The following is a 14,043-nucleotide window of genomic DNA, read 5'->3' on the forward strand; positions in this document are numbered from 1 at the left end:
TGTCGGGTTCGAGGTGTGTGGGCCTGTCTCTCACCTTCGTGTGCCATCGTAGGAGCGCTGAGCATCGACGCTCACCTGATCTTCGGGAGACTGATGGGCAAGCAACAGTCGCGGCAGGCCAAGACCCTGTATGCGGGGGCAGGGAATCCGGTGATGGCCGTCGTTCGCGTGAAGGCTCCCGCTGAGACAGATCCACATGTCCTCGAGGCCGCGCTTATCCGCGCGGTATGCGGTGACAGCGAACCGCCCATGAGTGCCGAGATCCTGTGGTTGCCGGCGTGGCGGAAGAAGGTCCGGAGCGGGCAGCGGCGCTTCGGTTTCATCGCCGTGTTGTGCTCGCGGGTCCCCGTCCACGCCGGTGAGCTCATTCGCGGAGCGGAGCGTGCGGCCGCCCGCGCGCTGCGTGGACGATTCGGCGAGCAGACATCCACGCGGATGCGACAGGCCTCAGATCCGCGGGAGCTGAGTGCGTTCTGGTGCACCGTGCGCGGTGCCCCGCGACGTCCGACGGCCTGAATCGCCGACGCCCCACGGCCGGTGAGACCGCAGGGCCGGCTTCGGGATATCAGCAGCGACGCTGACGACACGTGCGTCCGGTCCCGGTGGGCCGGTCACCGGCACGCGTGCTGTACGTCCCGGCCGGGGTGAAGGAACGTCCGGAGATCGGTCACCGCACGGACCGCAGCAGCCGCGAGCGGGCAGGCTAGAGCTGCCCCGGTCCGACGGGGCCGCCGCAGTGCGGGATCGCCCGAGCGGACGGGCTCGGAGCACGGGACAGATCGTTCCTGTGCCGGCCCGGCGTTCGCTGCGCGCCTTGGCACGAAGAAGGCGCAGGCGACCACGATCAGTGACAGACAGGCGGCGACGACGAACGCGCCGTGCACCCCGCCCGCCGTCTGCGCGACGACAGATGCGCCCCCGGCGGCGAGGTCCGCCGACTGCCGGTCGAGAACGCTGACCAGCAGGGCCACCCCTGTCGCGCCCGCGAGCTGCTGGGTGGTGCCGAAGATGGCGCTCCCGTAGGAGTACAGGTCTGGGGACACCGCGCCGAGTCCGACGGTGAAGAGCGGTGTGGTGACGAACGCCAGTCCGACGTAGAGCAGCAGGTGGAAGCCCACCACCACCATGATCGGGCTCTCGGGGCTGAACATCGTGGTTGTCCAGAGGGCGCCACTGATCGCAACGGCGCCGGGCATGACGAGCGCTCGTGCACCGAAGCGGTCGTACAGGCGACCCACCACCGGTCCGAGCACGCCCATGAGCAGGCCTCCCGGGAGCAGCAGCAGGCCGGTGGACAGCGGCGCGAGCATCAGGACGTTCTGTAGGTAGATCGGCAGCAAGACGACGGTGCCCAGGAAGATCGCCATCACCAGCATCATCATCGCCGTGGCGATCGTGAACGTCCGCGACCGGAACGTGCGCAGGTCGAGCAGCGCGCGGTCGGTGCGCTGGAGCACCAGCTGCCGGGCGACGAAGATCGCCAGGCAGGCGACGCCGACGGCGAACGACATCCACGCGACGACAGACGATGTACTTCCCGACGATCCACCGATGATGCTCAGCCCGTACACGAGACCGCCGAAGCCGAGGGCCGAGAGAACGACCGATGGCACGTCGATCGGTGCGCGGCTGCGCTCGCCGATGTCGAAGACCCGGCGCAGGCCCAGCACCAGGGCGCTGATCGCGATCGGGAGCACCAGCCAGAACATGAACCGCCAGCCGAACAGGCTCAGCACAACGCCGGAGACGGTCGGTCCGACGGCCGTTGCGACCGAGACGACGATCGAGATGTGGCCCATCACGGTGCCTCGGCGCGCCGGCGGCACGACCGTCATGACGATGGTCGTCAGCAGCGGAAACATGATCGCGGTGCCGCTGGCCTGCACGACACGCGCGATGAGCAGGACGGGGAAGTCCGGCGCCAGCGCGGCGATGAGGGTGCCTGCGCTGAACAGCGTCATCGCGATGCCGTACAACAACCGCGTAGGCACGCGCCGGATGAGGAAACCGGTGATCGGGATGACCACCGACATCGTGAGCAGGAAGCCTGCGGTGAGCCACTGGCCCACGCTCGCGTCCACGTGCAGGTGCGTCAGGAGCACCGGCAGGGCCACGCTCATGATCGTCTCGTTCAGGATGACGACGAACGTCGAGACGAGCAGCACTGCGATCACCGTGCAGTCGCGTGAGCTCACCATCGCAGGCTCGTCCGAAGGCGACGATTCGCGGATGAGGACGTCGGATGCGCTGGTCACTGTCTTCCTCTGCGTTGCAGGCGGCCCGCGGCGGGGATAGGTGAACCATGCGCGCTCGAATCTCCGGGAGCGATAGAGCGAGCCCCACCGTCCGGAGCCACAACACCCCAGCTCACGTAGGGTTTTCCTCCCGGCTGATCCGCCGAGGACAATCTTCGACGGCCGTGTGACCGCCGGTCAGCCGAGGCTGCCGCGTGTGCGGGCGCGGAACGTGGTGGGGGTATCCCCGGTGCGCTGGCTGGTGCACTCACGAGCGTGGCCGATCGACGTCGGGTGACTGCATGTTGATGATCTTCTGCATGAGCTCTGCACCGCACCAGGGCGGGGACAACCCGCGCACCGTGCTGACCACTCCTCGGCTCATCCTCCGGGAAATGACCAGCGCCGATCTCGGCGACATGGCCGCACTGCGCGGTGATCCAGAGGTGATGCGCTACTACCCCGCGCCGAAGCGCCGCGACGAAGCGCAGGCATGGATCGATGGGAATCAGCAGCTCTACCGCAGGCGCGGATTCGGGCTGTGGGTGGTACTCGTCCGCGCCACCGGCGAGTTCGCCGGCGATTGCGGGCTCACACCTCAGCGAGTGGACGGCGCGGAGGAGATCGAGGTCGGCTATCACATCCGCGTCGGCCTGCAGGGCAACGGCTACGCCACGGAGGCGGCCACAGCCTGCCGCGACTTCGCCCGCGACGTCCTCGGCCTGCGACGCCTCATCGCGATCATCGACCCCGCCAACATCCCCTCGCAGCGGGTCGCCGCCAAACTCGGGCTCGAGGAGGAGGGGCGCACCACCGTCCACGGCGGCCGCCGCGTCATCTACAGCGCGACCATCTGCCCCAAGCACCGAGCCTGAGCCCGACCCAGTCAGCCCCTGTCCCGGCGATGCCGACCCGTAGGCGACGTACGAAGTCTACACTCGATGTCTACGGCTGATGGCTAACGCGAGGGACAGGGGTGATGCAGGTCATGGCGTGTCACTGTCGAGGAGTGGCTCACACCATCGCGGCGCCACCTCGACCGGCGACGGCCGCCGCGGAGCTCGCTGCCGAGCCGATGTGCAGCAGAAGCCGATCCGGGCCGGAGCCGATCGCCCTGTCATGGACTGTGCGGCAGGCGGCCGGAATGATCGATTTCCGTCAGGATTGGCTGGTCGGCAGCGGCCGCTCCACCGCTTCGCCGTGATCACCGCGAACCGGAACCGCTCCCTGGCCCAGGTCTGCGACGTTGCGCCCGACTTTCGTGCTCAATGCCGCGGGTCCCCTCATACACCGCGTTGCGCCGGATCGCACCGAAACGGGACCACTCTCCGAGCCCGTACACGCCCCTACGGCACCATCTTCGCAAAATCGCTACACGAGCCGTCGCTGCGTCCGCACGTCGGCCAGGCGGAAGGCCCGACGGCAACCAGCCAAAGCCGGTTTGTCGGCGTTATCGCGCGACTCATCCCCATCGAACCTGCCGGATGCACCGGCATTCGACCGGAACCATGGCCGTCGAAAAATTTCTCGTTCATCGAAATCGCTGTTGGCCTGAGCGCGTCGCGACTGTCATTCTCGACAACGCTAGTACTGGCCACGCGCACTGTCCAGTGGATCTCGCGAACTTTCGTAAGGATCCGCCGGGTGTGCGAAGCCCGCTGCGCGAGAGATCCGCTGGATCACTCCATTGTCCGGTGCGTTCTGACCCGTACGCTGCTACCCGCAGAGGCGCGGACGCTGCGGAAGACATCCGCGATTGCACCATCGGTCTCACGGGATCGCCCACGCGATCTCGCGCAGAGCGGAAAGGATGGCGATGGCCCATAAGTCAGCCGGGCGGTCCGCGCTCGCGCGGGTGTTGGCTGTGCTCGAGACTTTCGATCAGGACAACTCTGCGCTCACTGTCAGCCGCATCTCGAAACGTTCAGGGCTCCCGGTGCCGACCGTTTATCGTATTGTCGCCGAGTTGCTCGAGATGGGGTTGCTGGAGCGCGGCAGCGATCGCCGGCTCCATGTCGGCGTCCGACTTTGGGAGATCGCGTCCAGGGCGCCCCGTGCGCTCGGCCTGCGCGAGGCTGCGATGCCATTCATGGAGGATCTGCATGCAGCCACCCGCCAACACACGCAGCTCTACGTTCTCGAGGGCTGCGACGCGCTCGTGATCGAGCGGTTGTCCACCCGAAGCGCGGTAACCAATGTCACCCAGGTCGGCGACAGGCAACCGCTGCACGCGACCACGGGCGGACTGGTCCTGCTGGCGCACGCCAGTCTCCACATGCAGGATTCTTTCCTGTCGGCACCGATGCGCGCTTATACGCCCAACACCCCGACCGATCCGGCCGAGCTGCGGCGAATACTCGCCAATATCCGCACTCGCGGCTACGTCGTCTGCGACGGATACATCACGCCCGACGCGCTGGGTGTCGGGACTCCGGTGTACTCACCGAGCGGCGACGTGATCGCCGCCCTTTCCGTCGTCGTTCCCCGCGACGGTGCACAGCCGATGACGCATGTAAGAGCGCTCCGACTGTCCTCGCGAGGCATCACCGATGCTCTGGGGAAACCGCAGGTCCGGCACGGGCCTCAGAACATTCGATTGTTCCCGTTCGTCAATAACGAACAATTGTGACCCTCCGTGGCCAGGGTAGATACCCGGCCCGCGGCGCGATTCAGTCCTATGGCCGACCTGATCCTGATCATTTACCGAGGGGGTCGCCTGCGCCCCGGAGCGGAATGAGGATGTCACTGAGCCCGTCAGCACTGCGCCTGCCCGGTTTCATCGACGAACGGTGTGTCAGTCCCTTCCAGTACGGCGTGATCAGCCTGTGTGGCCTCGTCATGCTCCTCGATGGGTTCGACACCCAGGCCATCAGCTATACGGCCCCGATGATCGCGCACGAGTGGAGCCTTTCCGTTCAGCTCCTCGGTCCGATCTTCTCCTCGGCGCTTGTCGGACTGATGGTCGGCTATCTCCTGATCTCTCCGCTGTCCGATCGTCTCGGACACAAGCGCATGATCATCGGCGCAACCATGGGGTTCGCCGGGTGCACGCTCGGCGCGGCGTGGGCGGGTGACGTGACCGAGCTGATCGTGCTGCGGTTCTGCACCGGCCTGGCACTGGGTGCGGCGGGCCCGAGCTGCGTGGCGCTGGCCGGGGAGTTCAGTCCGAAACGGCTTCGCGCCACGTTCGTGCTGGTGATCTACTCCGGCTTCGTGGTCGGCATCGCTTTCGCCGGTGTGGCGTCCGGCTGGCTGCTACCGGCGTATGGCTGGAGATCGATGTTCTGGGCGGGCGGGCTCGCCCCACTCGTGCTGGTGGTGCTGCTGTTGCGGTTCCTGCCGGAGTCGCCGGTGTTCATGATCCGGCGTGGTGCCGATGCGCGGCGCGTTCTGCGTGTCCTACGCAGGATGGATCGCTCGTTGCCGGCCGGCGATGTCCCGGCATTCGCGGTGGAAGCGGAGGACGCGGCGAAGCGAACCGCCCTGGCCACCGTTTTCACGGAAAACCGTATGTTGGGTACCGTCCTGCTCTGGATCATCTTCGGCGTCAACATTGCTGAGTTCTACTCGCTGCAGAGCTGGCTGCCGACGATCATGACCGGACTGCACTTCGACAATGCGGTGGTCGTCACCGTCACCACACTCATCGTCATCGGCGGCCTGGCGGCGACCGTCGTCACCGGCCCGGCCATGGGCCGTATCGGCGCGTACGCGACTGTCGCTGCTCAGCAAATGGGCGGCTTCCTCTTCGTGGCGCTCACCGGGCTCGCCCTCAGGGCGCCGCTGTGGGTCCTGCTTGCGGCCGCCCTGCTCACCGGGGCCTGCATCGTCGGCGGGATGAACAGCTTGATCGCTCTGACAACCGTGTTCTATCCAGCGTCGATCCGCTCCACGGGGGTGGGCTGGGCGCTTGGGGGTCGGGAGGGTCGGCGGCATCCTCGGACCGATCGTGGTCGGCGCGGCGCTGACGGCGAAGTGGTCGCCGAGCACGGTGATCTGCGCGATGGGAGTTCCGATGATCGCAGCCGGACTGGCCGCTCTCATGCTCGAAAGACGCTACGGGAGGCGCCGCTGAACCGCGGCCACCTCCTCCGCTCGCCTCGATGACAGCGCACCCGGCGGCCAGGCGCCCTTGATGAGGCCGGACGGATCGGGCCGGCGTCGACGCGGCGCTGAACCGGATTCTCGTAAGACGCGTGACGATCATGTAGTCCGCGCCGAGATGGAGTCAGCGATGTCGCAACCGGTCGATCCACACACGAAGCCCTACCCCATCCCGTACTCCAGGCCCGCGAGCCCAGCGCAGTTTCCGGTGGTGACCGGCGCAGACGGTGCACGGGTCCACGCGTCCCGCAAGCCCTGGCTCCGGGTCGGCTTGATCGCCGCCGTGGTGGTGGCGTTGGGCGCCGCAGCGGTCGGTGGGGCCTACGCCGTGGCCCCCGACAAGGTCACCGGCGTGTTCGGTGGTTCGACAGCGCTGCGGGCCAAGTCGCAGTCCGGACAGCCGGATGCAGGGTCGGGAGCGACAGCGGCCGGGGCCTCTGGCCCGGCAGTTCCCGACTCCGCTGCGACGATCACCGTGGTGGCCCCGGACACGCTGGGGGACAGACCGCGTATCGGCACCGCGGGCGGTGATGAAAGCGCCGACGATTCGGGGGTGCCGGAGGTGACGGCCACCGCGCAGGGGATCTACGGCAACGCCGCGACCCAGGACATCGTCATCGTCACAGCCGTGGCCTCGACCAGCGGCACACCACAGAGCCGGCTGAGCCAGTTCATCTCCGGCGTGAGCGAGGAGCTCAGCGTCGACAGCTACATCGAGGCCGATCCCGGGCCGCTGGGTGGACTCGCCCGATGCGGCGACGGCACCCTCAACGGCGTGCCGGTCTCGGTCTGCGTCTGGTCCGACGCCGGAAGCACCGGCGCGCTCGTCCGCGTACTGCAGAGTGCTCAGTCGTTCGCGCCGGACTTCCCGGCGTTGCGGGCGGAGGTCGAGCAGCGGGCGTGACGCTGCGACCGAGGACTCCGGACGGCGACTCTCGCGCGGTGACGGTGCGCCGACGCCAATACGGTGCAGCGTGGACTGGAGATCGCAGACGGCGGCAGTTCCGCGAGTGAGGTGGCTTTCCTGCTCGGCTGGTGGGGATCGGCGCCGGTCCGACCGAGGCGCCGCGGTGACCGCCCGTGGGCGATGATCACCTCCCGCTATCCGCGAGCCCGGCGGCTGGCCTGCTCGGTCTGTGGCAGAGGTGGGTCCGGCGGGGCGTTCGCCGTCGGAGCGTGGAGCAGATGGCCGTGATCCGGCCGTCGGCGAAGATCCGGCCTCGAATCAGCTAGCCCCGAGCAGACCGTCGAGGAGTGAGAGGACGTCGGCGGTCGTGGCTTGGGCAAGGTGCTCGAAGGTTCCGGCATGGCGACTGATGACAACACCGATGAACGCCGCGACCAGCAGTTCGGCCAAGAGATCAGGATGCTCTTCGCCCTCACGAGCAAGCCGTTGACGCAGTGGATCAATGAGGCGGTTCTCGAGTGCGGCAGCGGCGGCGGCCTGGGCTGCCGGGTCGTCGTACGGGCGTACGGCAGCTTGAAGGATCGGACCGGGGCCTTGACGTCCGAAGCGGTCGAGAAGGCCTGCCAGTCGGCTGCGGTCGCGAATATCGGCCGGTGTGTCGGAGCTGTCCTCCGCCTGGAGGACGGCGATGTAGAGCTGTGCCTTCCCGCCGAAGTACCGCGCAATCATCGTCGGATCGACCCCGGCGCGTTCACCGATGTCACGGGCAGTGCTCTGCTCGAACCCACGATTCGCGAAAATCTCAGCCGCAGCGCGCAACAGTCGTTCGCGACTGGCAGCTGCGTCGCGGCGCCGGGGGAGCGGCTTGCTCGTCATTGGGCGTTCCTCAGCCAGTAGGAGCAGTGATCTGAGCTCGGGGAGGGGCGGACGGCCGCAAGAACCCAGACCTTTGATTGCGGCGACCACCATCCAGACGAACACCAGGCTCGTACCAAGCAGACGCCTGGACTCCTCCCTGGCCGTGGGGCGGCCGGTACGCGTCCATGCCCCAAGGCTACGACCGATGTCTACGCTTGATGTCTACGACAGCTGCTCAGACGGGGTAACTGACGCCATGGCCACGATCTGGCTGGGCGGTTGCGCCGGGAGGTGACAAGCTCTGGCTCTTCAGTCCGGCTCATGATCGACGGTTGGGAACGGGCGGCGGCAGATGATGCGGTTCCCGGTACCAGACTGGCGATCTTCCGGTCGGACGCCGGCGTAGTTGCGGCACTGGGAACCCGGTGCCGTTCGGCGGTTCGCCCCGGCAGCGGTGGGTGACGCGGCGCCGCGTGCCGGTTCGGCGATCTCCGGAGATCCGGCGGGCTCGTCTGGCCCTGCCTTCCTGGCGTCATGATCGACGGTTGGGTGCTGGCTGCGGGAGATAGTGCCGTTCCCGGGTCCAGAATGACGATCTTGCCCCAGTGGTCGGCGTTGCGCTCGCATCCGGCATTCGGCGCGGTTCGGTGATCGACGTTTGGGTGCGGGCAGCGGTAGATGATGCCGTTCCTGGGTCCCGGCCGACGATCTTCCCCCAGAAGCCGGCGTGCTCGCTCGAGTCCAGCGCCCTGGGCTCCCGATGATCGTTTTTTCGGCTAGGCAGCGGTGGGGTGGCGCGGTTCCCGCGTCCGGTCGGCGCTCATCCCGGATGGGGACGGGTTCCTGTGGCTGTGCGGGTCCGGCGCGCGGGTCATGATCGTCGGTTGGGTGCCGGCAGCGGCAGATGCTGCCGTTCCCGGGGCCGAAATGGCGATCTTGCCCCGGTGGTCGGCGTTGCCACCCACCGGCAGCCCAGCGCGGTTCGATGATGATCGTCGGTTCGGGGCCGGTAGCGGTCGATGCCACGGTTCCCGCTGCCGGTTCGGTGATCTTCCTCGGAGACGGCGAATCTGGCCCCGCGTCCGTGGTCGCTTGGTCGGCGCGGGCGGCGGAACCGCCACGCCGGCCCTGCCTCGCTGTGAGCCGGCGCCGGAGCAGCTCCTTGCCGGACAACGTCGAGTTGCCTGCGCAGCTCGTCGAGGGTGCGGTCGGGACGGCGACCGCGATGCCAAAGCGCGTACGGACTCACTCGGCGAATGGATCGACCGGATCGGCCACCTCTACTCGACCCGCGCGAGCAGAAAACCGTCGTATCCCTTCGCACCCACCGTCTGGATCACGGTTGCGCTCACCCGCTTCTCCCGGGCCACGGCCTCGGCAAGTCGGCGGCTACCCACCGCGGTGGGCTCCGTGGTCTCGTTGTCGACCACGCGGCCGCCGCGGACCACGTTGTCCACAATGATCAGGCTTCCAGGCCGCGAGAGCCGCAGGGCGTGCTCGAAGTACTCCGTGCCCGAACCCTTGTCGGCATCGATGAATGTGAGGTCGAACGGCCCGTCCACAGCTGCGTCGAGAATGCTGAGCGTATGGTCGGCCGCGCCGACGCGCAGGTCGACGACGTCGGCGAGTCCGGCCATCGCGATGTTGGATGTGGCCACCTCGGCGCGGTGCGGGTCGATCTCACAAGTGATGAGCCGCCCGTCCGGCGGGAGGGCGCGGGCCAGCCAGATGGTCGAGTAGCCGCCCAGGGTGCCGACTTCCAGGATCCGGCGGGCCCCGATCGAACAGGCTAGTAAATGCAGCAGTTTGCCCTGTTGCGGGGAGACATCGATCGATGGAAGTGCACCGGCCCTGTTTGCCTCGAGCGCGGCATCGAGCACCGGATCGGGGTCGAGCAGTAGTGTGCTGAAGTAGTCGTCAACGGACCTCCACAACTCTGCGATCATGCTCCGAATTTACGGTCGCCGCAGATGGTGTCGCCAGGTGACAATCATTGTTTGATTTCAACTCATTGCGTCGCTGGTCACTTCCGGGGGGACCAGCCCAGGGTCGGGCCCAACGAGGTGGCCATGTCGGTGAGGATCTGGACGTAGTCGGCGTGATCGAAACCGAACGGCAGAGCGAAGACCACCTCGTTGACGTCGCGGAAGCCGGCATGGGCGTAGAGCGCCTCGGCGACCTGCTCGGAGGTGCCCAGGATGTCGGGGGCGAAGAGCATGTTGGCCGGACCCTGCGGCCTGGCGGTGCGTGGGGTGCGGGCCTCGACGTAGGCCGCGTACTTCGCTCGCTGCTCGGGCGTGGCGGTGTCGGTGGGGATGACGACGAGACCCTGGGAGACGCGGGCGTTCGCGCCGTCGGGGTGCTCGGCACGGAAGGTCTGGATCTGGGCGTGCTGCAGGGTGGCGAAGTCGGTGGTGTCGTCGGGTCCCGCGGCCTTGAGCACGCTGCTGGTGAGCAGCGAGAGGCCCTGTCCGCCTGCCCACCGGGCGGAGCCGGGGCTGGCGGCGCCGTACCAGATGCGGTCGGCGAGACCAGGGGCGTGGGGCTGCACGTGGTCGGAGAACTCCTCGATGCCGACGGTGCCCTGGAAGCTGCTGGCAGGCTCGCCGCGGATCAGCCCGACCAGGCGCTTCACACGCTCGTAGGTGAAGTCCTCGACGTCGGCGGTGTCGGGGTAGAGCGCTTCGCGGACCTCGGCGAAACGCATGGGCGGTCCCACGGACACGCCGGGGTTGATCCGGCCGCCGGACAGGATGTCGACGGTGGCGAGATCCTCGGCCAGTCGCAGCGGGTTCTCCCAGCCCAACGGGATGACGGCCGTTCCCAACTCGATGCGGCTGGTGCGCTGGGTGGCCGCGGCCATGACGGCGACGGGGGAGGAGATGCCGTACTGCAGGTGCCGGTGACGCAGCCAGGCCCCGTCGAATCCGAGCTGTTCCCCCAGTTCGATGACCCTGAGGGTGCTCTCGTGGCCCCCGCGGGGGTCGGCGCCGTCGAACGAGCCGATGGTGAGGAACCCGAGTTTCTGCAGCGGGACCGAGGGTGGCGGCACGTCCATGACCCTAATCTCGACTCCGCGGACGTACTGTTCCGCCGGACGATGATCACGGACCGGACGAAGGAGTGGACGGTGCTGGTAAGGACGCGCGACGGGGCGGGCCTCTACGCCGAGGAGCGCGGGTCGGGCGATCCGCTGCTCCTGCTGGCAGGCCAGTCGTCGAGCCACCTCATGTGGGGAGCGGTGATCGACCGGCTCGCCGAGCGGCACCGGGTGCTTGTGTTCGACTACCGGGGGACGGGACGCAGCGAGTCGCCGGAAGACGGTTACTCCACACCGGGGTTCGCCGCGGATGCCGTGGCCGTTCTCGATGCCTTCGACGTGCCCAGGGCGCACGTGTACGGCTTCTCCATGGGTGGGCGAGTGGCACAGTGGGTCGCGATCGATCATCCCGATCGGGTGGGTGCGCTCGTGCTGGGCGCCACAACCCCTGGTGACAAGCATGGCGTGCCACGCCCTGACTGGGCGAACGCGCTGCTGGCCAGGCCGGACGACAAGGCGGGCCTGGACGCGATGATGTTCACCCCGGCATGGCTCGAGGGCCGTTCCGAGCGGCCCGGCGTGTGCCAGGACTGGCGGGTGGGCACCCCGCCGCTCACGCAGGCCCGGCACTACGAGGCCAGTCAGGCACATGACGCGTGGGACCGGCTGCCCTCGATCACCGCGCCGACCCTGATCATCCATGGGAGCGACGACCCGACCAACGTTCCGCAGAACGCGTACCTGCTCGCCGAGCGGATCCCGGGCTCGACCGTCCACATCATCGACGGCGCGCGGCACGGCTACTGGGAGGAGTTCTCCGACGAGGCCGAGCGGGTCGTGCTCGGGTTCCTCGATCGCCACGCTCTGGAGCGCCGTTCCCCGGCCGTCGGCGCCGTGGATCGCGACCGAGGTGACGCAGACGCCGGTTGAGCCGGAACGTGCTCATCGCCCGTTGCAGGAACGGCTCCCACCCGCTCGGCCCGCGCGGGACCGCTGACACCGCGTGTCGGTCTCAGGCTCGCTCGTCGAGCCGCCTCTTGGCGTCCACCGCGGACCGGGCGTCGTCGTGGATCCGCGCCCACGGGTCGCCCTTCTGCGCGAGCCGCCGCCGGACGCTGCGCAGGTCGTAACCGCCTGGGGCGACCTTTCCGAGCTCCGTCATCTCGATGGGGGTGGCGACCGGGGCACCGGGCCGGGCCCGTGGCGAGTACGGGCTGACGGCGGTCTGGCCGTAGGCGTTGCGGTTGGTGTCGAGGAAGATCCGGCCCCGCCGGGCCGCGATGCGCTGCTCCGTTGTGAGCTCGTCGGGTGCGTCGGCGGCGAGCCGCGCGGCCACGCCCCTGACCAGCTCACGGACGTCGTCGAAGCTCGCCGAGCGGTCCAGCGGCGAGACGACGTGGTATCCGCTCCCACCGGTCGCCATGAGATAGGTCGCGAGGCCGAGGTCCTCCAGCAACTCGGTGGTGGCACGCACCGTGCGGCGGAGCACCGCGAGATCTACGCCTTCCGGCGGATCGATGTCCATCACCAGCAGGTCGGGTTCGTCGATCCGGTCGGCGCGCGAGAGCCAGCGGTGCAGCTCGAGGCAGGCCTGGTCGGCGAGGTACCGCAGGGTGTCGACGTCACCGACCATCAGGTGACGGACGCTTCCGCGCTCGTTACCGGACGCGACCGTCGTGGTTGCCACGAAATCGGGGAGGTGGTCCGGCGCCTGCTTCTGGTAGAAGCCCGACCTCCCGATCCCGTCCGGGAAGCGGTGCAGCACGAGCGGCCGCCCCGCGAGGTGGGGCAGCATCCACTCCGCGACGTACTCGTAGTACTCGGCGAGGTCGGCCTTGGTGTAGCCCGGGTCGGGGAAGAACACCTTGTCCGGCCGGGAGATCTCCTGCTGCGTCGTCATCGGGGCGGCTCCTCACGCACCACGTCAGAGGCCGCTTTGTCGTCACGGAGCCCGAGGTAGCGGGGATGGCGCAGCCTCCCGTCGCGCGTCCACTCGGTGAACCCGATCTGCGCCACCAGTTCGGGTCTCAGCCAGTGCGTCCCGCGCTCGCGTACCTGGTCCGCGAAGGGCGAAGCGGCCGTCCCCATCTCGTCGAACCGCGCCCGCAGGCTCACCAGCACATGATGGTCGAAACCCGTGCCGACCCTTCCCGCGTATCGAAGCGCGCCGTCACCGTCGTGGTAGCCGACCAGCAAGGCCCCGAACCCGATACGGGAGCCCGCCGGGTCCGTGTACCCGCCCACCACGAACTCCTGCCCGCGCACGCACTTGAACTTGAGCCAGTCGCCGGAGCGCGCCCCGGGCCGGTACGGGGAGTCCGCGCGCTTGGCGATCAGCCCCTCCCAGCGCCGCTCGCACGCTTGCCGCAGGTACTCCTCGCCGTCGGTGTTGCGATGGGTGCTGAACCGGAGCGGGTCGGCGAAGTCGACAGCCGCCTGGAGCACCTGCTTGCGCGAGCGCAGCGGAAGCGCCGTCACGTCGTACCCGCCGACCCCCAGCACGTCGAAGAGGTAGAAGATCACGGCCACCCCGGTGGCCCGCGCCCGGTCGGGGTCGGTGATGCCGAGCCGCGCCTGCAGCCGCGAGAAGCTGGTCTCGTCTCCGTCGAACGCCACCACCTCGCCGTCGGCCACGAACTTCTCCGGCGCCGATGCGTCCAGCGCGTCCGTCACCTCCGGATACGTGCCTTCCAACGGGTGACGGGTGCGGGAGTACAGCTTGGTGCCCCGGCCGTCACGCACGACGAGCATCCGTTCGCCGTCGAGCTTGCGTTCGTAGAACCACTCCGGGTCGGAGAAGTGGTCGTGGGTGAGGAGGGCGAGCATGGGCTCCACGAAGTCCGGCTCGCGGCGGGGCAAGCCAGCGCGTTCATCCTCGCCGAGGACGTCCAGCGGATCCG

At 68.3% G+C, this 14,043-nt stretch carries 13 protein-coding genes; 6 read left to right on the top strand and 7 right to left on the bottom strand.

From position 1 onward, the window contains the following. The first annotated feature begins 249 nt into the window (after positions 1 to 249). Positions 250 to 516 carry a hypothetical protein gene (locus ABD743_RS10240; protein ID WP_344721097.1) on the top strand — a complete coding sequence of 89 codons (267 nt, stop codon included), beginning with the start codon at positions 250 to 252 and terminating at the stop codon, positions 514 to 516. 95 nt (positions 517 to 611) lie between these two features. On the opposite strand, the gene ABD743_RS10245 is transcribed toward ABD743_RS10240, so the two are convergent. Continuing rightward, positions 612 to 2,255, bottom strand: a complete 1,644-nt coding sequence (locus ABD743_RS10245) for a DHA2 family efflux MFS transporter permease subunit (protein ID WP_344721098.1) — start codon at positions 2,253 to 2,255, stop codon at positions 612 to 614. Positions 2,256 to 2,554: 299 nt separating this feature from the next. Here ABD743_RS10245 and ABD743_RS10250 point away from each other — a divergent pair, with 299 nt between their 5' ends. Both ABD743_RS10250 and ABD743_RS10255 read left to right on the top strand, forming a co-directional pair. Then, a complete protein-coding gene (locus ABD743_RS10250; RefSeq protein WP_344721099.1) occupies positions 2,555 to 3,109 on the top strand; it encodes a GNAT family N-acetyltransferase in 555 nt (184 codons plus the stop codon). A 941-nt stretch (positions 3,110 to 4,050) separates the two neighbouring features. Continuing rightward, positions 4,051 to 4,863 (top strand): IclR family transcriptional regulator, encoded by an 813-nt coding sequence (locus ABD743_RS10255; RefSeq protein ID WP_344721100.1) that lies wholly within the window; start codon positions 4,051 to 4,053, stop codon positions 4,861 to 4,863. Positions 4,864 to 4,988: 125 nt separating this feature from the next. Here the strand turns inward: ABD743_RS10255 and ABD743_RS10260 are convergent, their stop codons facing one another. Continuing rightward, positions 4,989 to 5,240 carry a hypothetical protein gene (locus ABD743_RS10260; RefSeq protein ID WP_344721455.1) on the bottom strand — a complete coding sequence of 84 codons (252 nt, stop codon included), beginning with the start codon at positions 5,238 to 5,240 and terminating at the stop codon, positions 4,989 to 4,991. Between ABD743_RS10260 and ABD743_RS10265 the strand changes: the two genes are divergently transcribed. Both ABD743_RS10265 and ABD743_RS10270 read left to right on the top strand, forming a co-directional pair. Then, positions 5,121 to 6,341, top strand: coding sequence for an MFS transporter (locus ABD743_RS10265; RefSeq protein ID WP_344721436.1), 1,221 nt, complete (start codon positions 5,121 to 5,123; stop codon positions 6,339 to 6,341). The two genes, ABD743_RS10260 and ABD743_RS10265, sit on opposite strands and share 120 nt — an antisense overlap. Positions 6,342 to 6,468: 127 nt before the next feature. Beyond that, positions 6,469 to 7,242 (top strand): hypothetical protein, encoded by a 774-nt coding sequence (locus tag ABD743_RS10270; protein ID WP_344721102.1) that lies wholly within the window; start codon positions 6,469 to 6,471, stop codon positions 7,240 to 7,242. Positions 7,243 to 7,563: 321 nt separating this feature from the next. Here the strand turns inward: ABD743_RS10270 and ABD743_RS10275 are convergent, their stop codons facing one another. From ABD743_RS10275 to ABD743_RS10285, 3 genes are all read right to left on the bottom strand, one after another. Continuing rightward, a complete protein-coding gene (locus ABD743_RS10275) occupies positions 7,564 to 8,121 on the bottom strand; it encodes a TetR/AcrR family transcriptional regulator (protein ID WP_344721104.1) in 558 nt (185 codons plus the stop codon). Between the two features lie 1,262 nt (positions 8,122 to 9,383). Beyond that, entirely contained in the window at positions 9,384 to 10,049 is a 666-nt protein-coding gene (locus tag ABD743_RS10280; RefSeq protein WP_344721105.1) for an O-methyltransferase, read from the bottom strand. A 77-nt stretch (positions 10,050 to 10,126) separates the two neighbouring features. Then, on the bottom strand, positions 10,127 to 11,155 hold the full coding sequence (locus ABD743_RS10285; RefSeq protein WP_344721106.1) for an LLM class flavin-dependent oxidoreductase: 1,029 nt from the start codon (positions 11,153 to 11,155) through the stop codon (positions 10,127 to 10,129). A gap of 48 nt (positions 11,156 to 11,203) precedes the next feature. Here ABD743_RS10285 and ABD743_RS10290 point away from each other — a divergent pair, with 48 nt between their 5' ends. Then, entirely contained in the window at positions 11,204 to 12,073 is an 870-nt protein-coding gene (locus ABD743_RS10290; protein ID WP_344721108.1) for an alpha/beta fold hydrolase, read from the top strand. Positions 12,074 to 12,155: 82 nt separating this feature from the next. On the opposite strand, the gene ligD (ABD743_RS10295) is transcribed toward ABD743_RS10290, so the two are convergent. Both ligD (ABD743_RS10295) and ligD (ABD743_RS10300) read right to left on the bottom strand, forming a co-directional pair. After that, entirely contained in the window at positions 12,156 to 13,043 is an 888-nt protein-coding gene (gene ligD / locus ABD743_RS10295) for a non-homologous end-joining DNA ligase (RefSeq protein ID WP_344721110.1), read from the bottom strand. Further along, positions 13,040 to 13,969 (bottom strand): non-homologous end-joining DNA ligase, encoded by a 930-nt coding sequence (gene ligD / locus ABD743_RS10300; RefSeq protein WP_344721438.1) that lies wholly within the window; start codon positions 13,967 to 13,969, stop codon positions 13,040 to 13,042. Before ligD (ABD743_RS10300) ends, ligD (ABD743_RS10295) begins: the two co-directional genes overlap by 4 nt. Positions 13,970 to 14,043 lie beyond the last annotated feature (74 nt).

Source organism: Pseudonocardia yunnanensis (assembly GCF_039534065.1).
GTDB classification, from domain to species: Bacteria; Actinomycetota; Actinomycetes; order Mycobacteriales; family Pseudonocardiaceae; genus Pseudonocardia; species Pseudonocardia yunnanensis.